Annotated in this window: 28 protein-coding genes, 2 tRNA genes and 1 riboswitch; of the genes, 3 read left to right on the forward strand and 27 right to left on the reverse strand. The window is 31.4% G+C overall.

All coding sequences use genetic code 11. From position 1 onward, the window contains the following. Positions 1–100: 100 nt before the first annotated feature. The 19 genes from LQ609_RS10085 to LQ609_RS10175 form a co-directional block, all read right to left on the reverse strand. Positions 101–174, reverse strand: a tRNA-Gly gene (locus LQ609_RS10085). A 25-nt stretch (positions 175–199) separates the two neighbouring features. Beyond that, a tRNA-Leu gene (locus LQ609_RS10090) sits at positions 200–285 on the reverse strand. A gap of 267 nt (positions 286–552) precedes the next feature. Further along, positions 553–999, reverse strand: a complete 447-nt coding sequence (locus tag LQ609_RS10095) for a SprT family protein (RefSeq protein WP_078357977.1) — start codon at positions 997–999, stop codon at positions 553–555. Continuing rightward, complete coding sequence (locus tag LQ609_RS10100; protein WP_239734696.1) at positions 989–3,142, reverse strand: Tex family protein; 2,154 nt, start codon at positions 3,140–3,142, stop codon at positions 989–991. The genes LQ609_RS10095 and LQ609_RS10100 overlap by 11 nt, the downstream gene beginning before the upstream one ends. Positions 3,143–3,281: 139 nt before the next feature. Next, positions 3,282–4,052 carry an RNA polymerase sigma factor SigB gene (sigB, locus tag LQ609_RS10105; protein WP_078357979.1) on the reverse strand — a complete coding sequence of 257 codons (771 nt, stop codon included), beginning with the start codon at positions 4,050–4,052 and terminating at the stop codon, positions 3,282–3,284. Then, positions 4,027–4,503: an anti-sigma B factor RsbW gene (rsbW, locus tag LQ609_RS10110; protein ID WP_078358053.1), complete on the reverse strand. Its 477-nt coding sequence runs from the start codon at positions 4,501–4,503 to the stop codon at positions 4,027–4,029. The genes sigB and rsbW overlap by 26 nt, the downstream gene beginning before the upstream one ends. A gap of 4 nt (positions 4,504–4,507) precedes the next feature. Further along, positions 4,508–4,831, reverse strand: coding sequence for an anti-sigma factor antagonist (locus LQ609_RS10115; RefSeq protein WP_078357980.1), 324 nt, complete (start codon positions 4,829–4,831; stop codon positions 4,508–4,510). Between the two features lie 74 nt (positions 4,832–4,905). Beyond that, positions 4,906–5,910: a SpoIIE family protein phosphatase gene (locus tag LQ609_RS10120; RefSeq protein ID WP_078357981.1), complete on the reverse strand. Its 1,005-nt coding sequence runs from the start codon at positions 5,908–5,910 to the stop codon at positions 4,906–4,908. A 71-nt stretch (positions 5,911–5,981) separates the two neighbouring features. Then, a complete protein-coding gene (locus tag LQ609_RS10125) occupies positions 5,982–6,353 on the reverse strand; it encodes a type II toxin-antitoxin system PemK/MazF family toxin (RefSeq protein ID WP_078357982.1) in 372 nt (123 codons plus the stop codon). Beyond that, positions 6,354–6,521 carry a type II toxin-antitoxin system antitoxin MazE gene (gene mazE / locus LQ609_RS10130; protein WP_048540868.1) on the reverse strand — a complete coding sequence of 56 codons (168 nt, stop codon included), beginning with the start codon at positions 6,519–6,521 and terminating at the stop codon, positions 6,354–6,356. It lies immediately after the preceding gene. 85 nt (positions 6,522–6,606) lie between these two features. Next, positions 6,607–7,755: an alanine racemase gene (gene alr, locus LQ609_RS10135; RefSeq protein ID WP_239734697.1), complete on the reverse strand. Its 1,149-nt coding sequence runs from the start codon at positions 7,753–7,755 to the stop codon at positions 6,607–6,609. A gap of 47 nt (positions 7,756–7,802) precedes the next feature. Continuing rightward, the gene (gene acpS / locus LQ609_RS10140) at positions 7,803–8,171 is read right to left on the reverse strand and encodes a holo-ACP synthase (RefSeq protein ID WP_078357984.1); all 369 of its coding nucleotides are present in this window, start codon (positions 8,169–8,171) and stop codon (positions 7,803–7,805) included. Between the two features lie 17 nt (positions 8,172–8,188). Then, complete coding sequence (locus tag LQ609_RS10145) at positions 8,189–8,665, reverse strand: PH domain-containing protein (protein WP_078357985.1); 477 nt, start codon at positions 8,663–8,665, stop codon at positions 8,189–8,191. Further along, positions 8,655–10,172 (reverse strand): PH domain-containing protein, encoded by a 1,518-nt coding sequence (locus tag LQ609_RS10150; RefSeq protein ID WP_239734698.1) that lies wholly within the window; start codon positions 10,170–10,172, stop codon positions 8,655–8,657. Before LQ609_RS10150 ends, LQ609_RS10145 begins: the two co-directional genes overlap by 11 nt. Next, positions 10,162–10,641 carry a PH domain-containing protein gene (locus tag LQ609_RS10155; protein ID WP_107509035.1) on the reverse strand — a complete coding sequence of 160 codons (480 nt, stop codon included), beginning with the start codon at positions 10,639–10,641 and terminating at the stop codon, positions 10,162–10,164. Before LQ609_RS10155 ends, LQ609_RS10150 begins: the two co-directional genes overlap by 11 nt. Positions 10,642–10,727: 86 nt before the next feature. Continuing rightward, the gene (cshA, locus tag LQ609_RS10160) at positions 10,728–12,251 is read right to left on the reverse strand and encodes a degradosome RNA helicase CshA (RefSeq protein ID WP_078357988.1); all 1,524 of its coding nucleotides are present in this window, start codon (positions 12,249–12,251) and stop codon (positions 10,728–10,730) included. Positions 12,252–12,424: 173 nt separating this feature from the next. Next, positions 12,425–13,105 (reverse strand): alpha/beta hydrolase, encoded by a 681-nt coding sequence (locus tag LQ609_RS10165; protein WP_107509034.1) that lies wholly within the window; start codon positions 13,103–13,105, stop codon positions 12,425–12,427. Continuing rightward, positions 13,102–14,454, reverse strand: a complete 1,353-nt coding sequence (locus tag LQ609_RS10170; RefSeq protein WP_078357990.1) for a UDP-N-acetylmuramoyl-tripeptide--D-alanyl-D-alanine ligase — start codon at positions 14,452–14,454, stop codon at positions 13,102–13,104. Before LQ609_RS10170 ends, LQ609_RS10165 begins: the two co-directional genes overlap by 4 nt. Positions 14,455–14,462: 8 nt before the next feature. Beyond that, entirely contained in the window at positions 14,463–15,536 is a 1,074-nt protein-coding gene (locus LQ609_RS10175) for a D-alanine--D-alanine ligase (protein ID WP_239734699.1), read from the reverse strand. A 180-nt stretch (positions 15,537–15,716) separates the two neighbouring features. Here LQ609_RS10175 and LQ609_RS10180 point away from each other — a divergent pair, with 180 nt between their 5' ends. Next, entirely contained in the window at positions 15,717–16,919 is a 1,203-nt protein-coding gene (locus tag LQ609_RS10180) for an FtsW/RodA/SpoVE family cell cycle protein (RefSeq protein WP_078357992.1), read from the forward strand. A gap of 53 nt (positions 16,920–16,972) precedes the next feature. Here the strand turns inward: LQ609_RS10180 and LQ609_RS10185 are convergent, their stop codons facing one another. Both LQ609_RS10185 and LQ609_RS10190 read right to left on the reverse strand, forming a co-directional pair. Further along, the gene (locus tag LQ609_RS10185) at positions 16,973–17,107 is read right to left on the reverse strand and encodes an Lmo0850 family protein (protein WP_237687731.1); all 135 of its coding nucleotides are present in this window, start codon (positions 17,105–17,107) and stop codon (positions 16,973–16,975) included. A 139-nt stretch (positions 17,108–17,246) separates the two neighbouring features. Continuing rightward, positions 17,247–17,450, reverse strand: a complete 204-nt coding sequence (locus tag LQ609_RS10190) for a copper ion binding protein (RefSeq protein WP_078357993.1) — start codon at positions 17,448–17,450, stop codon at positions 17,247–17,249. A 151-nt stretch (positions 17,451–17,601) separates the two neighbouring features. Here LQ609_RS10190 and cls point away from each other — a divergent pair, with 151 nt between their 5' ends. Both cls and LQ609_RS10200 read left to right on the forward strand, forming a co-directional pair. Beyond that, positions 17,602–19,083, forward strand: coding sequence for a cardiolipin synthase (cls, locus tag LQ609_RS10195; protein ID WP_239734700.1), 1,482 nt, complete (start codon positions 17,602–17,604; stop codon positions 19,081–19,083). 61 nt (positions 19,084–19,144) lie between these two features. Beyond that, positions 19,145–19,822 carry an HD domain-containing protein gene (locus LQ609_RS10200; protein ID WP_078357995.1) on the forward strand — a complete coding sequence of 226 codons (678 nt, stop codon included), beginning with the start codon at positions 19,145–19,147 and terminating at the stop codon, positions 19,820–19,822. Positions 19,823–19,995: 173 nt separating this feature from the next. Here LQ609_RS10200 and yidC read toward each other — a convergent pair whose 3' ends face one another. The 6 genes from yidC to LQ609_RS10230 form a co-directional block, all read right to left on the reverse strand. Beyond that, positions 19,996–20,865 carry a membrane protein insertase YidC gene (yidC, locus tag LQ609_RS10205; RefSeq protein WP_078357996.1) on the reverse strand — a complete coding sequence of 290 codons (870 nt, stop codon included), beginning with the start codon at positions 20,863–20,865 and terminating at the stop codon, positions 19,996–19,998. A gap of 81 nt (positions 20,866–20,946) precedes the next feature. Beyond that, positions 20,947–21,588: a thiamine phosphate synthase gene (thiE, locus tag LQ609_RS10210; protein ID WP_078357997.1), complete on the reverse strand. Its 642-nt coding sequence runs from the start codon at positions 21,586–21,588 to the stop codon at positions 20,947–20,949. Continuing rightward, positions 21,589–22,380 (reverse strand): hydroxyethylthiazole kinase, encoded by a 792-nt coding sequence (gene thiM / locus LQ609_RS10215; protein WP_078357998.1) that lies wholly within the window; start codon positions 22,378–22,380, stop codon positions 21,589–21,591. Further along, positions 22,373–23,185 carry a bifunctional hydroxymethylpyrimidine kinase/phosphomethylpyrimidine kinase gene (gene thiD, locus LQ609_RS10220; RefSeq protein ID WP_078357999.1) on the reverse strand — a complete coding sequence of 271 codons (813 nt, stop codon included), beginning with the start codon at positions 23,183–23,185 and terminating at the stop codon, positions 22,373–22,375. Before thiD ends, thiM begins: the two co-directional genes overlap by 8 nt. 112 nt (positions 23,186–23,297) lie before the next feature. Continuing rightward, positions 23,298–23,395: riboswitch (TPP riboswitch) on the reverse strand. 123 nt (positions 23,396–23,518) lie between these two features. Next, entirely contained in the window at positions 23,519–24,343 is an 825-nt protein-coding gene (locus LQ609_RS12775; RefSeq protein WP_239734701.1) for an aggregation-promoting factor C-terminal-like domain-containing protein, read from the reverse strand. Between the two features lie 376 nt (positions 24,344–24,719). Further along, entirely contained in the window at positions 24,720–25,298 is a 579-nt protein-coding gene (locus LQ609_RS10230) for a single-stranded DNA-binding protein (RefSeq protein ID WP_239734702.1), read from the reverse strand. Positions 25,299–25,355 lie beyond the last annotated feature (57 nt).

The raw sequence follows: 25,355 nt of genomic DNA on the forward strand, positions 1-25,355 counted from the left end.
GTTAAGCCAATCACTCTTTGAAGTACTATAAGTACTCAATTATTGGAATTAACGTTGACATATTGTCATTCAGTTTTCAATGTTCATTTTATAAAAAATCTGGAGCGGGTGATCGGAATCGAACCGACAACATCAGCTTGGAAGGCTGAGGTTTTACCACTAAACTACACCCGCTTAGTTATATTATTAAATTGATGAATGGTGCGGCCGAGAGGATTTGAACCTCCACGGGATTACTCCCACTAGGCCCTCAACCTAGCGCGTCTGCCATTCCGCCACGACCGCGCATGGTTTGCAGTTCTTAAATCAATATGTTGTTCAAGTGACTGTCATTAATTATATTACGTTGAGTTTACAAAGTCAATACAAACACTCAACTTTTTAATGTAATTTTACATTGCTTACAAACTCTTAAAACTTTGTTTCGTTTTGTTTAAGCAACGTTTATTATCATACGACGTTTCATCCATTTCGTCAATAACTTTTCTTCACTTTTTTACAAAAAAAGTACTACACCTCAAGTTATTAGTGTAGTACTTTCCTTATTATTATTTATGACATTTTTCTTAACTTTCCACCACAGCGTCCACACCTGTATTTTACTGTGTTGACCTTTCTAATACGCTTAAACTCTAATTTACAATTCGAACATTTATATAAATAATTGGCTCTTTCATCATAACTTTTAACTGCTTTACAAAATCTAGGAGCTCCAACATCTTTGCTCAATTCCCTAAAATCATCATCTCTATGTTTATAGCCTTTACCTTCTATATGTAAATGGTAATGACAAAGTTCATGTTTAATGATGTCTTTCAAAGCCTTTATACCATAAAATTCATATTGTTCTGGATTGATTTCGATATTATGACTATTAAGTAAATAACGTCCTCCAGTTGTTCTAAGTCTTTTATTAAAAGTGGCTTTATGATCAAAAGGTTTATTAAAGGATTCTAATGAGATGTTTGATACTAGTTCCTGTAATTTATTATCGTCCATTAGGATCAATCATAGTTAATGAAACTTTTTGTCTTTCTTGATTAACATCTAGTACCCATACATCTACAATATCACCGACACTCACTATATTCATTGGGTGTTTAACATAACCTTTAGATAATTTAGAAATATGAACTAAACCATCTTGCTTTACGCCGATATCTACAAAAGCACCAAAGTCTACAACATTTCTAACTGTTCCACTTAATGCCATGTTTGGTTTCAAGTCTTCCATAGAAAGTACGTCTGATTTTAATATTGGTGTTTCAAATTCATCTCTTGGATCTCTTAAAGGTGCTATAAGTGACGCAATTATATCTTCTAATGTTGGAATACCAATATTAAGCGTTTCACTTGTCTGATTTAAATCTATTTTACTTAATTCATCTTTTAATGCGTCTGTTCCAATATCTTCTTTGCTTAGACCAACATGGTTTATTAATTGATAAGCAGCATTATAACTTTCTGGGTGAATAGCTGTTTTATCGAGTGGTTCTGTTCCATCTAATATTCTTAAGAAACCAATACTTTGTTCAAATGTCTTGTTTCCTAATCTCGGAACTTTAGCAATTTCAGAATGATGTGAGATTGCACCTTTTTCTTCTCTAAATTTTATAATATTATTTGCAACAGTGTTACTTAAGCCTGAAACATAACTTAGCAATGATGGAGAGGCTGTATTAACATCAACTCCTACTTGGTTCACTGCAGTTTCTACAACGAATTTTAAAGTCTCACTTAATGATTTTTGATTAACATCATGTTGATATTGACCTACACCGATTGATTTAGGATCAATTTTTACTAGCTCACTTAAAGGATCCTGTACCCGTCTACCTATTGAAACCGCACTTCTTTCTTCTACTTTAAAATCTGGAAATTCAGCTCTTGCAATATCTGACGCCGAATATACAGAAGCCCCAGCTTCATTAACAATAACAAACTGACATGTTAGTTGATGTTTTTTTATCATTTCAGCTACGAATTGTTCTGATTCTCTACTAGCAGTTCCGTTTCCGATTGCTACAAGTTCTATATTGTGTTTATTGATCAATTCGACAAATACTTTTTCAGCTTGTTCCATTTTTGAAACTGGTGGATGAGGATAAATAACATTTTTATCAACAAATGAACCATATTCATTTATTACTGCTAATTTACATCCTGTTCTATATGCTGGATCTAGACCTAATATTTTCTTACCTTTTAACGGAGCTTGTAATAACAGGTTTTTTAAATTCTCTGAGAAAATCTCGATTGCATGATTTTCAGCTTTTTGAGTTAGTTCGCTTCTAATTTCTCTTTCAATTGATGGAAGGATTAATCTTTTCAAACTATCTTCAATTGCTTCAGTAATAATTTCAACGTGTTTATGATTATTTTTAATGTATTGAGATACTAAATATCTTTTTAATGTTTCATGATCAATTTCAAAAGCTACTTTTAAAACACCTTCAGATTCACCACGATTTATAGCTAACACTCTATGAGGCACTATTTTTTTTAGTGGTTCTTCGTATGCATAATACATTTCAAAGACATTTTTTTCATCTTCAGCTTTCTTTTTCTTTTCAGTAACCAGTTTACCTTGTTTCTCGATATTATTTAAAATATATTTTCGATATTTAGGTTCATCTGATATGATTTCAGCAATAATATCTTGCGCACCTTTTATAGCATCTTCAGTAGTTTCAACTTCCTCAGTTAAATATTTAGATGCTACATTTGATAAAAGTTCTTCTGAGTTACCTTCAATTATCCAATTCGCTAATGGTTCAAGACCTTTACGTTTAGCTTCTGTTGCCCTTGTTTTTTTCTTTTTCTTAAATGGGCGATATAAGTCTTCAATTCTTTGTAACTTAGTTTGATTAAGGATGTCATTTTTCAAATCATCAGTAAGTAAACCTTGCTCATCTATTAATCGAATAACTTCTTCTTTTCTTTTATGTAAGTTAACTGCATAAGTATATTCATTTTCAATAAGTTTGATTTCTACTTCATCTAATCCACCAGTTAACTCTTTTCTATATCTTGCAATAAAAGGCACTGTATTTTTATCTTCTAGCAATTCAAGTACAGTTTTAATTTGTTTTTCTGTAAAGGGATGATTATTTTTTATAATGTCTATTAATTCTTGATTCATAATTGCCTCCTAAAAATGATTATATTCTATTTTAACATAAATCTAATAAATGCTTTATCTTGTGTAAGTCTTCTTTCACAGCCTTTTAATAAATAAAAAAGAACACCTTAAATCGCGTTATATCGATTAAGGTGCTCTCCTATTTCATTGCTGCTTCTTTTAATTTTTTTATTGCTGTTCTTTGTAGTCTAGAAACGTGCATCTGGCTGAGACCGATTTTTTCACCAGTTTCTTTTTGACTCAAGCCTGTAATAAAGGTGTATTGGATAATTTCTCTTTCTCTTTCGGTTAAGATTGGAAGGATTTTTTCTAATATCATCCTTTTTTCTGTTAAGTCATAACCATCTTCAGATTCGCCCATTATATCTAATAAAGTAACAGTCGAACCGTCTTTATCCGCTTCAATTGAATGGTCAACACTTAACGCGTTATAGCTTTGTCCCATTTCCATTGCTTCTAATACATCTTCTTCTGTTACTTCTATCCTATTAGCAATTTCTATGATTTTAGGTGATCTTCCTAATTCATTCGTCAGTTCTTCATTAGCTTTTTTTATTTTAGGACCGATTTCTTTAATACGCCTCGGCACATGTACACTCCATGTTTTATCTCTTAAATACCTTTTGATTTCACCAATTACTGTTGGTACTAAAAAAGCTTCAAACTTTCTCTCGAAAGATACATCAAACCTTTTAATAGCTCCTAATAAGCCTACCATACCAACTTGCACTAAATCTTCATGGTGAGCTTGTCCTTTAGAATATTTATATGCTAGAGACTCTACTAATTTTTGATAATGTAACACAAGTTTTTCTTGCGCTTCACTATTATCGTTTTCTTGGTAATCAGCAATCCACGCGTTAATATCTTTTGGAGAAACGTCTTTATAAGCTTTGGACTCTTCCGTCATTTGTTTGCACCTGCTCTTTAGATAAATACTTTGTCATACTTATTGTAACACCAGCATCTTTTTGAACGCTTACTTCGTCCATCAATGATTCAATAAGAAATAGTCCTAAACCACCTTGTCTCAAGAAATTAATATTATCGCTTTCTTGATAAGGTCCAAGTACTTTTTTAGCTTCTTCATAATTAAAGCTTTTTCCTGAATCAGATACAATGATTTCTATTTTATCTTCGAACACAAGATATCCTATTAGTATTTCACCTTCAACTTTATCACTATACGCGTGTTTAACAGCATTTGTTACTGCTTCAGATACAGCGATTTTTGAATCTTCAATATCTTCGTATGAAGCGCCAGCTCGATTGAATACGCCTGACAAAGTTAATCTGACCAAACCTACGTATTCTGGAGCAGCAGGAAATCTCATCTCTATATAATCATAGTTAGATGTCATCATCTTATACCTCCGTTCCTTTGTTGACATGCATTAATTCTTTAAGACCCGTAATATCAAATAATCTCTCAATTCTTTCTGATACACCAAGCACATATAGTGACTTATCGTGTTCATTGAGTGATTTTAATGTGCCAACAAATAAACCTAAGCCAGTAGAATCCATATAACTTACGTTTTCCAAGTTAACATGTATATCGTGTGTTCCTTTTTGTCTAATTGGTTGTAAAACTTCTTGTAGTTCAGGCGCAGTATAAACATCTAGTTCTCCGCCAACCTTTATTTCATAGTAGTTTTCATGCTCAGTAGTTTCAATGTTAAGATTCATTCCTTGATACACCCCTAAATATATTAGACTTTCATCATTTATGTTTACCCGATTAAATATTTTTTAATCTTGCATTATTTAACACGCTTTACAATTAATATCGTTAAATCATCTCTCTTATTAGGATTTTGAAGTTTAACGAGTTCTTCATATAGAATTTGCACTATATCTTGTGGATGAAGTTGTTTATACTCATTGATCATTTTAAGTAAATCATTTGTTTTAACAAACTCATTTTGTTGATTTCTCAACTCTGTTACACCATCAGTAAATACGATAATCATATCTTGTAGTTCTATTTTTATTTCACTTTGTTTATATCTAGTATGTTTATGAACACCAAGTACGATACCACGTTCTGTCATTTCTTCAAATTCACCAGTTTGACTTCTATATATATAACCTGGTTCATGACCTGCTGAACTATAATAGAGCATATTATTTATTTCTTCATATAGACCATAGAACATCGTTACAAACATGTTTTGATTGACGTTCTTTTCCACAACACGGTTTAAACGTTTAAGTCCATCACTCGGAAGTTGAGAATGTCCATAAGAATCCATTCCAAATTTAATCATACTCATAGCTAATGCTGCAGGAATACCTTTACCGATTACATCGGCTACAGCAAAGCTCATCGTACCATCGTTATGATCAATTAAATTAAAATAATCTCCACTTACTTTTTGTGCAGGCACAGAAATAGCCCCTATTTGTATACTATCAAATTGAGGTATTTGTGGTTTAAGCATAGTTTGTTGCAAACTTGAAGCAACTTCCATTTCTTTGTCATGTATTTTTATTTTATTTAATAATTTTTTATAGTCACGATATGTAAAACCATAGCCTATCATTACTTCTAGAAGAACATCAAATGAACTCATGATTTGTGACTTACTTAAACTTTGTTCTTTTTCTATGATCTCAATATGTAGTTGTACAATTTCTTCTGGTGAAACATTATCTTCAATAGCTTCTGTCGAATAAGTTTGACAAGCGGATAAAATTTCATCATTACTAGTCTTAACATAATCGACTAATAACTTTTGATACTGTTGCTTCTTCTGTTCTGACACAAAGTCACCTCGTTTCAAATAGACTAAAAAAGCTTTAGGCTAATCCTAAAGCGGAGAATGTTTTAAATTCATTATGTATTACCTAATGCATCAAATCTTTGTTGCAAAGTAAGGTTGAGGCTGATGGCTATAGCTGTATCAACCTCTTTCATCTTTGCATCAGATAAATATGTTAGTTTTTCTTTTAATCGTTTCTTATCAATAGTTCTGATTTGTTCAAGCAAAATAACTGAATCTCTATCTAGTTTATATTTCGCTGCTTCAATTTCTACATGTGTAGGTATTTTAGCTTTATTTATCTTACCAGTAATTGCTGCTACAATGACAGTCGGACTATATCTGTTACCCGTATCATTCTGGATAATTACGACTGGTCTTGTTCCCCCTTGTTCAGAACCAGTAACTGGTGAAAGATCTGCGAGATATACATCTCCTCTTCTCATTTATTCACCTTGTTGAGATGCTAAGTGCGATTCATTTGAATCACAAGCTTCACATTCACTATAGTAAGCTTCAGATGCAAGGGAGAGATTTAAGTCAGCCATAGAACGATATCCTTCTTTCAGTGTTTGTTCTAAACTTTGAGTACGATTTTGAGTTAAAGATGTCATAACAAATACCTCCAGATAAATTAAGTATGAATTTATGTTGATTAAGTTATTAATATCATAACAAATGTAACTCTATTTGACTATGCTATTTCAGTAATTCATTTGTAACTTCTTCATTTTCACCATCATGATAAATACGTGGTAACCTCTTTTTTAAGTTACAAAGTACTTCATAATTAATCGTTTCTAACGCATCAGCAATCCTTTCAGCAGATTGTTCTGAATCAACATGATTATCCATTAAAATAACTTTATCGCCTATTTTTATGTCATCAGGAATTTTAATCATTGTTTGATCCATACATACTCTACCAATTACGGGGCAGTTTACACCATTTACATTAACATAAGTATTTTGCATTTTTCTTAAATATCCATCAGCATATCCAATTGGAAGTGTAGCTACTTTAATGCGTTCTTCAGCAGTATAAGTAGTGCCATAACTCACTGTATCTCCAGGTTCAAGATATTTAGTTTGAACAATTTCAGTTACTAATTGAGCTGCTGGTTTTAATTTTAAGTTTGAAATTTCTTGAATATATTTAGATGGATAATAACCATATAAAGAAATGCCAAATCTTACTGCTGTACAGATAGATGCATCATACCTAAGAGCACCTGCTGAATTTTGTGAATGAATATATTCTGGTGTTTTTGAAGATTGTACAAATTTTTCAAATAAGTCATATTGATTTTTCGAAAAATCATTTGGCTCATCTGCAGAAGCAAAATGTGTATAAACACCTTCAAATATTAATCGTTCATGTTGTTCTATTTTGTTGATAGCAGATTGATAACTTTCAATATCTCTCAATCCAATTCTGCCCATACCTGTGTCTACTTTTATGTGCATCCATAACGGTTTATCAGAGTCATCATCGAGTGATTCAATTGCTTTATCTAACCATTCTTCAGTTGGAACAGTTAAGGCAACTCTATGTTGTACTGCTTTATTAATATCTTTTGTATTAATCACACCTAGTACTAATATTTTCGCTTTTATACCGTGCATTCTTAACTCAATAGCTTCATCTAAAGTAGCAACTGCAAAGAAATCGACACCTTCATTCATTAAATAAGATGCAATCGGCACACTACCTAAACCGTAACCATTTGCTTTAACGACTGCCATAATTTTCTTATTTGGATGTAATCTACCTACAGCTTGATAATTTTCTAGTATTGCCTTTAAATCAACATTGATATAAGTTGGCCTATAATATTTTTCGGACAACAGCAAGGCACCTCCTCTTATAATAAGTGTATTTTATCATATAGATATTATTCTTGCTTATTATTATCTTTTTCGATAATAACAATTGCCTCAGCATACTTCTCAGTATGTGTGATAGACGTATGGACATGAAAACCATCACAGGCTATTTCAGGTTTCCCATTCTCATCAGGTAAACAGTTGATAGAATGAAAGCCGTACTTTTTACCAATACCGGTACCCATTGCTTTAGTAAAAGCTTCCTTTACAGCAAATCTGCCAGAAATAAATTCAACTTTCCTATTATCCAGGTTTATTTTATTAAAAATTTCTAGTTCATTGTCTGTTAAAATTTTATTAACCATTGTTGGTCGTTTATCATACCATTCTTTAATACGTTTAATTTCAACTAAATCAATACCAACACCATGAATCATAATTTACACCTTCATTCTCACTGGTTAATGTCATTTTCAATTCTATTTTGGATAGCATATTTAATTTTATTCGCTTTATCCTTATTTAAATATTGAATCATTTCATTACCACCTGCTGTAGATAAGGTGATATTGGCCAAATTGTATTTTCTCATAATAAATCCTTCATACAAGTCGACATTTTGAATTCTACCCATCGGAATTGTTGTTTCTTTTATCATAAATATTCCAGATTTAATGTTAATTTCATCATCATTAATTTCGTAACGGAAATTTCTATACATATAGTAAGGTTGAATTATTAAGCCATAAATACTTATGAAAAAAATAATTGCTATAGGTATAGTCAAAAACCATTTAGAAACGTCTGTCCACAACAATTCAAAAATCACAAACATAACTATTAAAATAATTAATAATAAAGAAATTGTAATGGATGATCCAATTCTTTCCACTGTCATTCCTTTTTTATCCATTCTATATCTAGGAAGCATGATCATTACCTCCTTTATATTTGTACCAATTGTAGATGTTTAATGCATCTTCTTTATTTATAAACCTTAATCCTTTAGACATCATGGCACTTCCATATGCTAAATGTATATTGAAATGTGCTATATCTTTTCTTTTAATTATAAGATTTTCATGCAATTCAAATGTCAAAACTTTGTCTCTATTTGCCCAAATTGTTGAATATTGAAATGGAGTTGCATTCAAAATCACAATTGAATCATCGTATATTTTGAAACCTGACTTCATTGTAATAACACTTGCAAATAACACCATTATTAAAAATATTACTACTCCAATTATCCATGTATAAGACCATAAATATATTTGTATAGGAATAATAGCTATTGCCAAAATTACTGTCGGAACAAATACTCTTCTGCGTATACCTTGAGCAGGCAACCCTTGATTTACAGAATGAAATTGAAATTGTGGAATAATTTCTTCTAATAATTTATAAGCTTCTTGTTTCTTCATAAATGGAAGTATTGTAACTGTACCTATATCAGATTCTTCATTATTTTCAAAATGACCATCTGAAGTAATAATAGCAGAAATTTTAGTATATCCTATAGCACGTCTGAAAAGTGATTCTTCTTCTTGTAATGCTTGTATTCTTTTGATAGGAACAGTTCTTTTCTGAACTGTTAACAATCCATACTTAACAGTTAGTAATTCCCCATCAAATGTTAATTGATATTTATAGTTCTTAATGAACACAATAAGCGATCCTATAATATAACTCATCATAATAAACACGACTACTATCGAAATGATGACAAATGTTAAGTTCATTACTTGATTTATTAATGGGCTAATATAATCTTCAATATCAATAACTTGCGTAATAACCCCTGATAATGATCCTAGTGCTGCAAAGACAATTAAAATACCACCACTCGTAAAACTCATTTTCAATAATTCTTTTACTGATAACTGGAAAAATACAGCCTCTTCTTTAAGGCTACTTTCAGAAATATTGTGGTCATGATGTTCAATATCTTCTTCTACTTGTACATCTTGATTTGTTTCATTATTTTTAAGCTTATTCTTTCGATCTTTCAGATACTCAGACAATTCATCACTTTGCTTTTTTGTGATTGTATCTAGTTCTATACCATCACTAGGCGTTTTCACACTTAAATTAACGCCTCCTAACAATTGATGGACAATATTTTGAGAAGTATCAACTGATTGAATTCTTTCTATATTTAACTCTTTTCTGTTTTTCGAAAAGACACCCCAAGTCATAATTAATTGATCTTTTTCAATCCAATAACGGGTTTTATAAATTTTAATACCTTTAAATATACTAATAATTAAAGAAAAAGCTAAAATAACTATTGGAAACGTGAGATCCCAAATATTATCAAAGCCGCGTGTTATAACTAGAAATACTGCAATGATTAATGGAAAGATATTTTCTTTTAAACTTTGTAAAAAGCCACTAACATATGAGATTGGATGCAACTTCTGCGGATTAAACATCATCTGTCACCTCTTTAACTTTTGTCATGATATTTAACCTCGTTTTGTCTGCAGTTTGTCGATTAACCATTGGTAAGAATACTGAACTACCAGCTGTTACAACAACTACAAAATATATATTTAACATTCTTGAAATTGGCCCATGCTTAATTTTCACAAATTGGACTCTTCTATATGGTTGTACAGACCTCTTTTGATAATACAGACCTTTCTGTACTTCTATATATTGTTCACCTATTTCAAATGAGGTTCTTTTTAATCTAATAATAGGATTAATGAATCCAATTACAATCATCATAATAGCTAAAGTTGGAATTACATAAATAAGAAACGTCCACCACTCAAATTTATTCCATAAATACAAAAATACACTAAACAATATTAGTATAGCTATTACATTAAAAATATGATGAATATACTCGTATTTTATAGACTGTTTTGGCATTTTATTATCGAGTACTTGTTTATACATATAATCTCCTCTATTGATCAATTTACGTGTATTATATCATAAAAAAAGTGTGTGTAACCTTAGAGATTACACACACTTTCGTAATTTTATTTTGAATGCTCAGCGAATGTTCTACCTGAGAATTGTTTTTTTGAACGAGGTTTATTTGGTTTAGTATTTTTACCTTTATTACGGTCAAAATTACTGTTTTTGTCGTTACTACGACGTTTGTTATTTTTACCTTCAAATCTAGTTCTAGATTTACCACGAGAATTACCTCCACCGCGGTTACCTCTTTGACCAGATTTTTTAGATAATGGTTTTTCAAATGTTAATTGAACATCTGATTCGTTATTTGAAGTAATTAATTCTTGCAATAATGCAGCAACTAATTTTTGATCTCCATATACATTGATTAGCTCTTCAGCTATTTTTTCAATGCGTCCTTCGATTGGACTTTCCACCCAACCTTTAACTTTATCTTTAACATCTGATTCTTTAGCTTGCATTACTTCACCAGGTGTTGGTGGACGTAAAGAAGTCATTTGGCGTTTATTTGCTTTTTCAATTTGACGGATATAATCCATTTCAACTGGGTTAACAAATGTTATTGCAGCGCCTTTTTTACCTGCTCTACCTGTACGGCCAATACGGTGAGTATAGCTTTCAGTATCTTGAGGAATATCAAAGTTATAAACATGACTTACGCCTGAAATATCCAAACCACGTGCAGCAACATCAGTTGCAACTAAAATGTCGATTTTGTCATTTTTGAATTTCTTCAATACTTCTAAACGTTTAGCTTGTGTAATATCACCATGTAATCCTTCAGCACGATAGCCTTTAGAAATTAAAGCGCTAGTTAATTCATCAACACGGCGCTTAGTACGTCCAAACACGATTGCTAATTCTGGATTTTGAACATCTAATAAATTAGTAAATGTCTCGAATTTTTCTAATTCTTTTACGATAGTGTAGTACTCATCGATTTGAGGATCTGATAATTCGTTAGACATTGTTTTAACGATTTTTGGACTCTTCATGAATTTTTGAACTAATTCTTGAATAGCTTTAGGCATTGTAGCTGAGAATAGTAATGTTTGACGGTTTTCAGATGGAAGTTTAGACATTATAAATCTCATATCATCTATAAAGCCCATGTTCATCATTTCGTCTGCTTCGTCTAATATTAACGTTGAAATAGATTCTGTTTTTAACGTCTTTCTATTTAAGTGGTCAATAACACGACCAGGTGTACCTACTACGATTTGAGGACCTTTTTTAAGTGATTTAATCTGTCTGTCTATTGGCATACCACCAAATACAGTAACAACACTTACATTTTGTCCTTTACTAAAACTACGTAATTGCTCCGCTACTTGGTTTGCTAATTCACGTGTTGGTGCAAGTATTAATGCTTGAACACCTTGTTTTTCTGCTACTTTATCTATTAATGGGATACCGAATGCACCAGTTTTTCCTGTTCCAGTTTGTGCTTGTCCTAGCACGTCCGTACCTTGTAATGTATGAGGAATACTTTCAATTTGTATTGGTGTTGGCTCAGTAAAGCCCATTCCGTCCAAAGCGTTTAAGGTAGCTTCAGAAATACCTAATTCTTTAAATTTTTGCAAAATAATTCTCCTTTTAGATAGTTAATTCTTCTCTTCTTTTTTATTCAACTTCTATATACTACCACCCTTTTAGCAATAGCGCAATGCAGTTAAATCGTCGTTTACATTTTATTTTCATAGTTTAAAACATAAAAAAACTGCACTAAAAAGGGATTTAGTACAGTTTTACATCATTATTTATTTTTAAATATAAATTTTTCAACTTCATAAAAAACTTTATAATTCACTTTTGATAAACAAATTTCATGTGGTCCTCTATCAATTTCAACTAATCTAGCATTTTTAATTCTTGATACAAGATCTCTAGATTTATCTATTGGAACTAACCCATCAATCGTTCCGTGTATAATGAGAGTCATAGCATCAATTTGTTCTGGTATATATAATGCACTTTGCTGTAATTTTTTAAATGCTAGAAAAGATTTATAATTTATTTTAATCGTTCTTAACAACATAAACTCTAATATTTTCAAATCAGCATGACGCATATTATTAATAAAGCGATAAGGTGATTTTACTAATTGTTGAATATTAATATTTTCATATGCAGGAGCGATTAAAATCAATTTATCTGGTTGTTCAATTTTAGCAAGCAGTCCTGCAATAACGCCACCCATAGAAAAACCAATAACGATGACGACATCTGATTTCTCTCTAAGTATTTCATATGACTTTTGAGCTCTTTCATACCACATATCTTCATTTGTATCTTTTATTAATAAATTAAGACCATGCCCAGGATATTCAGGTGCTTCAAGTATAAACTCATATCGACTACTTAAGTATTCAATCAAAGGTAATAATTCGTATCTTCCCCCTGTATATCCATGTAAAAATAAAATACCTATTTTCATGTTAGTGAATTGATAATCGTTTCTAGTGACATACCTCTTGATCCTTTAAATAAAGTAACACTTTCTCCATTTAAATGTTCTTTTAAGTAGTCTGTAATTTTTTCTTTAGAATCAAAATGGTAATGATTTTGAATATACTCACTTGCAATATTGGATATATGAGCCGCTTCTTCTCCATAAGTGATTAATGTTTGAATATCTTTTCCTTCTAAGTAATAGCCAACTTGTTGATGCATTTCTTTACTCATATCACCTAATTCTAGAACATCAGCTAATATTAATATTTTGTCATCTGACTCCATATTGTGCAGTGTATCAATCGCCGCTTTCATACTTGTTGGACTTGCATTATAAGCATCATTAATTAGTAAACCATATTTTTCTGTTTCGATACGCTGCATTCTCATATCTGTCAAAACTAAATCATCTAAAGTACTTTGAATAATATCTTCGGTTACACCAAATTGTTTTGCAACTTGTATCGCATACGTAGCATTTTTAACATTATGCTCACCTAATATGCTTAAGTGGTACACCATATTGCTATTGTTCAATTGAAAGTTTATGCCATTACTTGTTGATTGGTTAGTTTGTATAATCACGTTATTATCGACATTTGTTCCTACTGATACTTTAGTATTGTTAATTGAAGTAACGATTGATTTAAGTAATGGCTCATCTCCATCATAAATAAATAAACCATCATCTTTAAGTCCTTCAGTAATTTCAAATTTTGCTTTTGCAATACCTTCTCTTGATCCAAGATCTTGCATATGAGATTCGCCAATATTTGTCACAATTGCAACATCTGGTTCAGCTAAAAGTGTTAATTCTCTTATTTCACCAAAGCCACTCATACCCATTTCTAATATAGATACTTCAGTGTCTTCATCTAAATCCAAAATTGTAAGTGGGCATCCTATTTCATTATTGTAATTGCCTTGCGTTTTCTTTACTTTAAAAGATTTGTTTAGAACGCACTCGACCATATCTTTAGTTGTTGTTTTACCATTTGATCCTGTAATTGCAACAACTTTAGGATTAACATATCTTAAATATGACTTAGCCAAATCTTGTAATGCTACCAATGTATCCTCAACGAATATAATCGGTCCTTTAGGAGGATTAGGTATGTCTTTTTGCCAAAATGAAGCACCAGCACCATTTTCTAACGTTTGACTAACAAATCGATGGCCATCAACATTTTCACCTTTAAAGGGAATAAACAAATTTGATTTTTCAATTTTTCTAGAGTCAATACAAGTCCCTTGTACAACTTCATCTAAATAATCTTCTTGAATTTCACAATCTATCCATTCTTTTATTTTACGTAATTTAATATTCATTATGATTACCCTCAGTCAATTTTGTATTTAATATTTTTCTTGTTATCGTAACGTTCAATAGCAAGTTCAATTAACTTCGTTATAAGTTCTGTATAACTCAAATTCATATTTTCCCATAATAATGGATACATACTATATTGAGTAAATCCTGGCATTGCGTTCGTTTCATTAATATAAATTGTATTATCCTCAGTCAAGAAGAAGTCTGCTCTCACTAGACCAGAACAATCCGTTGCTTTGAATGCTTCTACAGCCATATTTCTTAATGTAGTAGCTGTTTCTTCATCTATATCAGCTGGAATTTGAAGTTGTACCTTACCATCTTTATATTTTGATTTATAATCATAAAATTGTACATCTTTAATAACTTCTCCCGGTAAAGTCGTTTCTGGATAATCATTTCCTAATACAGCGACCTCTATTTCTCTTGCATCGACACCTTGTTCAATTACAAGCTTACGGTCAAATTGAAATGCTTCATCAATACCAGAAATGAGCTCTTCTTTATTTGTACATTTACTTATACCTACACTTGAACCTAAATTAGCAGGCTTTACAAAAACTGGATATTCAAGTTTATTTTGAATTAATTCAATTATATTATGTTCATACTTTTCATACTCACTTTTTAAGAAACTTACATATGGTAATTGTGGTAACCCTCTATGAGCAAATAAATGTTTCATTACTAATTTGTCCATTGAACTTGAAGCTGCAAGAACTCCATTCCCAACATAAGGTATATCTAGCACTTCAAATAGTCCTTGAATCGTACCGTCTTCTCCGTTAGGACCATGTAATAGTGGAAATACAGCACTATATGCTTCACCATTATTACTTACTTCAAGTAATTTAGAAATTGGTGTTAGTTCAACGCATGTTAATTTTAATTGATCGATGTCAGTGATTTTTTCATTAATGGATTGTTCACTTTTAATCCAGTCACCATCATTCGTTATGTATATAATATCGATAATGTATTTAGATAAATCAACTGAATTAATAACATTTTGTGCTGTTAATATCGATACATCATGTTCAGCACTTTTCCCACCATATATAATACAAATATTTTTTTTAGACATAAAGACGCCTCCAAGTAGATTGTTAGCCTATATTTTATCATGTTTACTACCTTTGATGCACCTATCAACATTACTATTTTAAAAATAACCATTTTGAGAATAGCAAAATTGTACCACTTTATGTACAATCAAGTTATAATGATAATTATGAAATTTAGCGTTAATTAAAGGAGTCTTTTAATGGAAACTTCTACTCGAACATTAAATAAATCGTTCCTAGAGAGAATTGATTGGCGATTAATTACAATCATTCTTATACTATTTGGGACAAGTTGTTTAATCATCAATTCAGCAATGTCTGGCGGACAATATGAAACAAACTTCCTACTTAAACAAATCTTATACTATGTACTTGGGTTTCTTTTAGCAGTTGGCTTAATGTTTATTTCACCAAAGACTTTACGAAAGTATGTATGGATTATTTACATAATTGGAAACCTATCCTTAGTTGGTTTGTTAATATTACCAGAATCTAGTTTCACGCCTATCATAAATGGTGCAAAAAGTTGGTATAGACTTGGACCAATCAGTGTACAACCATCAGAATTTATGAAAATTATATTAATAATGGCACTGGCGAATGTCATTTATCAACATAATAGATTTACTTATAATAAATCTTTGACTAGAGATTTAAACTTATTAATGAAAATCGGTTTAACCTCATTAATACCAATGGCGTTAATTCTATTTCAAAATGATTTAGGTACAACGCTCGTATTAATTGCAATTATTCTCGGTATCGTGATTGTTTCAGGTGTTACTTGGAGAATTCTTGCACCAGTATTTGTCGGTTTATTTGCTATTGGATCTAGTCTGATTTTGCTTATGATTTTTAAACCAAGTATTATCGAAAAAGTATCTGGTATAAAGACTTACCAACTGGGACGAATAAATTCTTGGTTAGACCCATATGCATATAGCTCAGGAGATGGTTATCATTTAACCGAGTCTTTAAAAGCTATAGGATCTGGACAAATATTTGGTAAAGGGCTAAATAACGGAGAAGTTTATATACCTGAAAATCATACTGACTTTATTTTTTCAGTTATTGGTGAAGAATTTGGGTTTTTAGGAACAATGGTCGTCCTTATTATCTTTTTAGCATTATTTATTCACTTAATAAGACTAGCGACAATAACGAGCCATCCATTCAATGTAGTCTTTATAATTGGATATATATCATATGTATTGTTCCACGTTGTACAAAATATTGGTATGACTATTCAGTTATTACCAATTACAGGTATACCACTTCCATTTATTAGTTATGGTGGATCTGCTCTATGGTCTCTCATGGCGGGTGTAGGTATATTATTATCAATTTTTTATCACGAAAAAGATAAATATACAGTATCAAAAGAAAATATAGAATCAGAATAAAACATTAAAAAAGCATCCTCAGCTGAGGATGCTTTTTTAAATTCACCATTATATTATTTTAGTTTGTTTGCAGCTACGTTAGGCAAACTACGCATTATTTCTATTCGTGACTTAGTTTCTGTTATGTTTACGCCTAATGATGATAAAAGTTTGACCACATTCTTTACCTTTGACTTAGGTTGATTCATGGGTACCACCTCTTATTCAATTTAATTACCTTAACTACATTCTACTCTAAAATAATCAATTTGACTATAGTTCATTCGGACTATATTGTTATATTTTCGTTTGAATTGTTATGTTTTTATAATAATTATGAAAATTTTATTAAACTACTTCGTAACCTGCATCAAAAATTGCATTTTCAATATTATCTATACTTGCTGGATCTTGATAAACTACTCTTACTTGATTATCATCCGGACTTGCAACGACTTCACTAACTCCGACTAATTGGCCTACTGATTCTTCTACTGCTTGTTTGCAATGCGCACATGACATACCTTCAACGTTTATAATTTGTTCTTTCATGTTAACACTCCTATTTATATAAATTTTATTTAATTTTCTACCTTATTCTTTCAATTATATGCATATGTTTAATGACGGTCAAATACAACCTTTTCAATTTTATTTTAAATGTATTATACTAGGTTAAAGATAAAGAAACGGAGGCATTGGTATGGACTTTTTCTCGTATTTTTCATTTGATTTCTCCATCGTAGTATCAGTGCTACTTATTACGGCTTTTATTTTAAATGTCGTATTTGGATTTATTATTATCTTTTTAGAGCCAAGAGAAGCTGGCGCAATATGGGCTTGGCTATTAGTACTGCTATTCGTCCCTATACTCGGGTTTATACTTTACCTATTATTTGGAAGACAAATTCAGAAAAAAAGTATCTTCAATTTAGACGAAGAAGATAAAATTGGCCTCGAACACATTATTAACGAGCAAATTAAAGCAATAGATGAAAATAATTTCGAAATTGATAAACCTGAAATTTACAACTATAAACATCTTATTCATATGCTTTTATATAATAATTCAGCATTCTTAACAACTGATAATAAAGTTGAAATGTTCACTGATGGTCATGATAAGTTTGATTCTCTTATTGAAGACATTAAAAATGCTAAAGAATATATCCATATTCAATATTACATTTTCAAAAAAGATAATTTAGGTAAAAAAATCTTAAAAGAACTTGAAAAGAAATTACAAGAAGGTATAGAAGTTAAAATGTTATATGATGATATGGGCTCTCGTAAGTTAAACTTATCATCCTTTAAAAAGTTTAGAGAACTAGGTGGCGAAGTTGCTAGTTTCTTTCCATCAAAGTTACCTCTAATCAACTTCAGAATGAATAATCGAAACCATAGAAAAATTGTCGTAATCGATGGGAAAATTGGTTATGTTGGTGGATTTAATGTTGGTGATGAGTATTTAGGCCTAGATAAAAAGTTTGGATATTGGAGAGATACACATTTAAAACTTGAAGGCGACTCAGTTAATGCATTGCAATTAAGATTTATGATGGATTGGAACTCTCAATCTACTCGTGATAAAATGCTTTACGAATCTAGATACTTTCCAGATGTTGATTCTGGTGGAAAAGTTGGTATTCAGATTGCTTCAAGTGGTCCTGATGAAGAATGGGAACAAATTAAATACGGTTATTTAAAAATGATTTCAGAAGCTAAAAAACATATTTATATTCAAACACCTTATTTTATTCCTGACTTGTCATTTTTAGATGCCATTAAAATAGCATCTTTATCTGGAGTAGATGTAAATGTGATGATTCCAAATAAACCTGATCATCCTTTCGTATATTGGGCAACATACGCAAATGTAGGAGAACTTGTTAAAGCTGGAGTAAATGTTCATATTTATGAAAAAGGCTTTATACACACTAAAATGGTAGTTATAGACGATGAAGTCGTAAGCATTGGTACAGCAAATATGGATAATAGAAGTTTTGTCCTTAATTTTGAAGTAAATGCATTTATTTATGATCATGAAATTGCAAAAAATTCACGCCTTGCTTATAAAAACGATATGAAACATTCATCATTACTTACTGTAGAAAAATATGACAACAGAAGTACTTGGATTAAGTTAAAAGAAGGTATCGCTAGACTACTGTCACCAATATTATAAAAATTATGCAGGTAGAATCGATTATACATCCGTTTCTATCTGCTTTTTTAAGGAGAAAACGATGAATAAAGAAAAGATTATCTTAAATGCTGAAGCATACGTAAGACAACTACATCAACAAGATACTACTGGGCATGACTTCGAACATATTTTAAGAGTAAGATTTCACGCATTAGATATTGCACACTATGAAAAGGCAGATACCTTTGTTGTAGAGTTAGCTAGCCTATTACATGACTCTGTGGATAAAAAATTATTTAAAGATACTACTACAGCTTGGGAACAATTATACAAATGGATGAATGAAATGCAATTAAGTTCAGACATTCAAGACGAAATTGTTCATATACTTAAATTCATGAGTTTTAATGGTGGTAAAAACAATGGCAAATTAAAAAGTTTAGCTGGTAAAATTGTACAAGATGCAGATAGAATAGATGCTATTGGTGCAATTGGAATAGCGAGAACATTTCAATATGCAGGTCATTTTAAAGAACCAATGCATATCTCAACACAGAAACCTAGAAACTTAAATACTTTAAATTCAAGCCAGTACCATGATGAGCCAAATACGGCAATTAACCATTTCTATGAAAAATTATTATTATTGAAAGATATGATGAATACTGAAAGAGGAAAAGAAATTGCACAAGAACGACATTCGTATATGGAGAGCTTCTTAGAACAATTCTATAAAGAATGGGATGTTACAAAGAACGGAGAAGGACATAAATCCTAACTCAAAAGTATCTTACGATTTTGTTCGTGCATTTGCCAGAGGGTATGGCTCTAGCCTGTAGTCTCTCGCGCATACTATTCCCTCAGGCGTCCGCACTTACAAAATCGTTGTAAATATCCATTCTATACAAAAAAGAGCCTAGGATATTTATGTCCTAAGCTCTTTTTTTAAATTTATTTCTTTTTCTTTTTGTTAGAAACTAGTTTAGCTGGTTTCTTTTCTTTGTTTGCTTCTTGTTGATTTTTTTCATGTGCTTCGATAATAGGTTTCATTTCTTCTTCAACTTTATTGTTGTAGAACACGTTACCTAACCATGTTTGAACTACTAAGAATGCACCACCGACAGCCCAATATAAACCTAATGCTGAAGCTGAAATGTATGACATCCAGATAATCATAATTGGAGAAATGAACATCATCATTCTCATCATGTTTTTCTGTTCATCAGGAACATTGGCATATTTCATTGAAACAAATGCTTGTAGTGCATATATAATACCTGCAATAATTGTAATGAAAAGATCTGGTTGAGTTAAATTAAACCATAAGAAATGAGGATATTCTGTAATCCCGCCTTCTGTAGGGTATTTCAATACATAGAACAGACCCATAACAATTGGCATTTGAATGACAATTGGTAAACAACCCATATTCATTGGATTAATTCCGTGCTTTTTGTATAAAGCCATCATTTCTTGATTGGCTTCCATTTTTTCTTCTTGTGTACGAGCACGTTTAACTTTTTCTTGAATTGCTGTCATTTCAGGTTTTGCAAGTTTCATTTTTTCACGCATTAATTTTTGGTTTTTATACGTCTTCATCATAAATGGGAATAACGCAAAACGAACAATTAATGTAATAACGATAATAGCTAGACCATAGTTGTGATCCAAATTAGCACCAAGCCAATGAATAACGCTATCCATTGGTTTAACGAATGTATTATAAAAGAATCCATCCCTATTCTCAGGTTTAGAATAATCACAGCCAGCTAGCACAACCATTATACCGAATAATAATGGCCACAAAGCTTTTTTCTTCATTTTTCCACCTCTATTGATATACTCACATAAAGGTTATTCTATCATAGAATGATGACAACATAAATCAATATATTAATTTTATTAAAGAATTTTATATTGATTATGAAAGCCCTTCACAGTTTGTTCAATATTTTCACTTTTTGCAATTGCTGATATAACACTTACACCATTTGCTCCTGCATCTATTAAAGGTAAGACATCTGCCTCTGTAATACCACCTATTGCAACGATTGGAATTTCATTATCGATTTTTCTAATATTTTTTATAAGGTCATATCCACCTTCTTTACCTGCATCATCTTTAGAAACTGTAGAATGTACTGGACCTGTACCGATATAATCTACTTCAGAAATATCCGATTTCTCATATTCATTGCTATTTGCGACACTTAATCCGATAATTTTCCCTTTAAACTTATCTATAAATTCTGATACATTGCGATCATCTTGACCAACGTGTATTCCGTCAGCGTTTAATTTCAAAGCTAAATCTACATCATCATTAATAATAAAAGGCACTTTATGTTTTTTACAAAGTTCAAATAAATCTTTAGCTAATGTTTCTTTTTCAATTCCCTTTTTACTATTTGTTCCTTTTTCACGAAACTGAAACATTGTGATGCCACCTATTAAAGCTTCTTCAACTACTTTATATAAATCTCTATCTGGTGTATCTTGACTGCCAGCGATAAAATATACTTTTAATTTATTTATATCAAACATTTATTTCACTACTTTCACTTTCTTATTTTCTGCTACTATTTCATCGGTTATGGCATGTAATTGATCTATCAAAGCAATTTGAAATGTCCCTGGCAAATGAGCACCTGGTTGTTGGCTAGCTATTTCGCTTGCAACATTATAAGTAGATAGTGCTTCTTCTAGATGATCAATTTTTATAGTTTTTTCGTTTGATAAAAATGCAGCTACAACACCACCTAATAAACAACCTCCACCAGTAACTTTAGTTAACATTTCACTTCCATTATTCAATGCTATGATTTTATTATCACAAGCTATAACATCCACTTTTCCAGTTAATATAATAGGTAAATTTAATTGTTGATGGGCTTTTTTAGCAATTTTAATAGCATCTAATGAAGCATCACTATCTGTTCCTTTCATCATTGTATCGTCTTCGATGAGTGCTAATATTTCTGAAGCATTACCTCTAATTACGTCAACTACTTCATCATTTAATAAAGTATTACAAAAAGTTTTTCTTAGTTGTGATGCACCAACCGCTACTGGATCTAGAATGACTGGCACACCGTTTTCATACATGATTTCTGCATATTCTTTCATATCATAAGCTTTATCTGTTGTGATTGTACCTATATTAATTAAGAACGCACCTGCAGCTTTTGAAAATTCTTGAGCTTCTTCTGGTTCTTCGCTCATTGCTGGACTAACACCTAGAGATATTAACCCATTCGCTGTAAAGTTCTTTACTACATCGTTTGTATAACACACAATTAGTGGACTGTTTTCTCTTATATTATTTAATTTACTCATAATCTAATCCCTCTATTTTTTGATATGCAAAATGATTTACTGGTCCTCTTCCCTTACCTATTTCTGGCGTATATTGAATTGCTAAAGTTATAAACCTTTTAGCTACTTCGACTGCTTGTTCTATTGAATGACCTTTTGCTAACTCAGAAGTTATAACAGCACTGAAAGTACATCCTGTGCCGTGTGTATGCTGTGTACTGAATCTTTCACTATTCCAACTTCTCATTCCATCTTTCGTAAATAAGTAATCAATCGCATCACCTTCAAGATGGCCACCTTTTATGACAACACCATTAGTCCCAATTTCATTTAAGAAAAAAGCACCAGCTTTCTTAATTTCATCTTCTGTTTGAATTTTATAACCAGTTATATCTTCCGCTTCTGGAATATTTGGCGTAACAACTGTAGCAAGTGGCAATAATATTTCTTTAAGTTTATTTTTTCCTTTGTCATCCATCAAGGCATCACCACTTTTGGCAACCATTACTGGGTCAATAACATAAGGCTTACCTGACTGTGCAATAAATGGTTTAATGACATTCATCATCTCTTGAGAAGCTATCATACCTGTTTTAATTGCATGTGGCTGCTCATCATCGAAGACACTCTTCAACTGACTTTCAATTACTTCTACGGGCAAATGATAAACATCTTGAACGCCTAAAGTATTTTGAGAAACAATACTTGTTGCTACAGCCATACCATAAACCCCTGAAGCTTGAAAAGATTTCAAATCAGCCATTATACCCGCTCCACCCGTTGGATCAGTTCCAGCTATTGTTAATGCTATATTTGGTTTTTTCATAATACGCCACCTCAAATTTAATTTTCATATTTATAAAATCTATACTATTTGATTATTACTTAATAAAAAAAGACCTCTTTCGTTAAAAAGAAGTCAATTAAGTGTAGTATAATACGCTAATTGACCACTTCCCTACGTTGGCATTATCCAAATCAAGTGTTAAGGGACTGATAAAATCATCTCAGCCAACAGGCGCCCCTAGTAGTCATTCATCTATTCAGTTAATTAAAGATTATCAAATTGAAGAGATACGGTCAAATTAAAAAATCGCCTAGGATATTTCCTAGACGATTGGATTAATATATTAATTCACTTTTAAATAAAGTGTATGGCTTACCACCAGTTATTTTGAGAACGGAATGATAATGCAGCGTCAACAGAACCGTAACGTTGTTTCGCATAATTTAACATACCTTTTGTTTGTTGTTCAACTGAACCTGTTCCCCATGATTCTTTAGTTTGACCAAGACCTCTATATCCTAATTCGTTAACAGCATTTGGATTACCGCTTGATTCTGGTAATACAATTGTATTCCACATAGCTTCAGTACCACCTGCAGCTAAGAATTGAGCTTTAGTTGATCCACCAGTGCTAGCTGTTGATGTTTGAGTAGTTCTTACTCTTTGAGCTGGCGCTTGGTAACTTTGTTGAGCTGGCGCTTTGTAAGATTGTACTGGCGCTTGGTAGCTTTGTTGTTGAGCTGGAGCTGCAACTTGTTCTTTAGTTTGTTGAACTGGCGCTTGTTGAGCTACTGGAGCTTGAGCTGGCACAGCTGATTGAGCTGGTGCTTGTAATGATAAAGTTTGTCCAACAATGATTAAGTCTGAAGATAAGTTGTTCCATGCTTTTAATTGAGATACAGTTACATCATATTTAGATGCAATTTTACCTAAAGTATCTCCTGAAACTACAGTATATTCTGTAGTTGATTCTGTAGCTGCTTTAGCTTCGTTAACTTTAATTACTTGATTAGGTAAGATTAAGTTAGATTTTAAACCGTTTTCTGCTTTAATAGCACTTACTGATGTACCATATTGTTGTGAAATACTATGTAAAGTATCACCAGATTTAACTGTATGAGTTGCTGCATCTGCTGTAGCTGTTACCCCTGTAGTAACTGCAATTGCCGCTGTTGAAACTGCTAATAATTTTTTCATGATTGAATGTTTCCTCCCGTAAGGTTTTCACTTTTTATATGATTTTTACTTTCTAAACTATACCATTATTTTTTATGTCATAGGTTACAGGTATATGAAAAAACAACACCTTATATTACAGTTAGATTACACGTATTTCTAAGTGAAATCTAGCGATATTTAAGTATAAAAGCCTTTGTTAAAGTATTTATAAAGATTGAGTAAAATTAATTATCAGACAATTTGTCATCTATATGTAATTTATTAAACAATTAATGTAACATATGTATACTTGCTGCCCTACAGCAAGACAGCAAGTTCTGGAATTTAGAATCAAGAATTATATAAAATAAACAGAAAGGATTTTTAAATTCGAAAGCATAATTGAAGCATATTTCTATGAAGATGGAACTTTTGATTTAGAAGATGTATTTTCATTATTTTCGCTTTCTTCTACTTTTTTAATGACATTTACAACGTTACTATATTGATTGTATAATTCGTCATCTATATTACTGTCACTATATTCTTTTGCAGTATTTTCTGCTCTTAACTTTTCTTTGTTTACTTTAGAAGAAAGATCTTTAGAATAACTTTCAGCACTTTCACTTATTAAGTCACTTATCTCCTCTTTAGACTGTGGAATAACTGACTTACTTGATGCAGGCATGTTTAAAAATTTAATTGTCTCGCATATTATTTCTGTTATATATTGTTTCTTATCTTCTTTAATATATGCTCGAGACTGAATTTGTCCAGTTAAAGCAACAAGTTGCCCTTTCTTAGTATATTCGTGAATATTATAAGCAAGCTTGCCGAAAGCCTTACACACAATGAAATCAACCGCAATAGTACCTTCTTTTGTTTTATAGCCACGTTCAACAGCTAAACAGAAAGTGGATATCATGATATCTCCCTTTTTGAAATACGCAGGATCTTTTGTTAAACGCCCTACTAATACAGATTTATTTAACATATGCTCACCTCCTTATACTTATAATATAATGAGATGGATATTTTTCGTCAAAGCCCA

It is taken from the genome of Mammaliicoccus sp. G-M28 (genome assembly GCF_022386595.1).
Lineage (GTDB): Bacteria > Bacillota > Bacilli > Staphylococcales > Staphylococcaceae > Mammaliicoccus > Mammaliicoccus fleurettii.